Source organism: Brucella oryzae (assembly GCF_041929965.1).
Lineage (GTDB): Bacteria > Pseudomonadota > Alphaproteobacteria > Rhizobiales > Rhizobiaceae > Brucella > Brucella oryzae.
In genome coordinates this window covers 1-845 of record NZ_JBHEEO010000069.1, presented here as the reverse complement: position 1 = coordinate 845, position 845 = coordinate 1, and the positions used below count along the sequence as shown (strand labels likewise).

Here is an 845-nt window from a genome sequence, read left to right as displayed (position 1 = left end):
GAATCGGAGATTCTAGAAATAGAACAACGTTTTCAGTATGTTATCAGATTGACAAACTTCAACTCCGAAAAAATCAGGAATTTGGGGCGGTGGCCTCATATGCCTGGATATGGTGCATGAAAACACGAAAATGCACGCCGCGAGGCAATCTGGATCTTATTTTGTGAGGAAACTTGCTTGAAACAACTGGCGGAGAGGATGGGATTCGAACCCACGAGACCCTTATGAGGTCTACTCCCTTAGCAGGGGAGCGCCTTCGACCACTCGGCCACCTCTCCGGTAAGGGCGAGATAGCCGGTACGCTTTGTCATTTCAAGCGAATTGCGCGCCAACTGGTAAATTTTCCTGCGAATTATCGCACTTTATATATGCGCAATCAGTAATGTGTGTGGAATCGGAGCCTTTTCCCCAGGCCCTCCCGGGCCAATCACACGGCGTGAAAGGCGGGAAGATTCGCCCCGAAAGCGATCAATGTCGCGGTTCATGACGGTACTCTGACATATTCTCCGCTTGAAACAGAGAAGTCGCGGATTCGTGTGTTAGAAATAGCGTCGATGCTAAATATCGCGTGTTTTCAAGCGTTAAGACCCGTTAATTCGCGTTTACTCATGTTAATAAACCCTAAATTGCCCAGCCGAAAACGGGCAATTTCGTGTCTTTTCTGCAACAACCATCCCTCATACAAGCACGAGAAAGGTTGGGAGAGTGCATTCGATGTTGAAACGAGAAAACGGGCGAGTATCTTCACATCCAGAAGAAGGAGCGCTTCGGGGCGACTTTTTCAAAAGGGGATGGGGACAGGTTGTCCTTCAGCCAAATCAGAATGCCCAGACCCATTTTTAACT

The 845-nt window shown here is 48.3% G+C and carries 1 tRNA gene; it reads right to left on the bottom strand.

From position 1 onward, the window contains the following. Window positions 1–187: 187 nt before the first annotated feature. Window positions 188–278: transfer RNA gene (locus JNC70_RS22765), tRNA-Ser, on the bottom strand. Window positions 279–845: the final 567 nt, after the last annotated feature.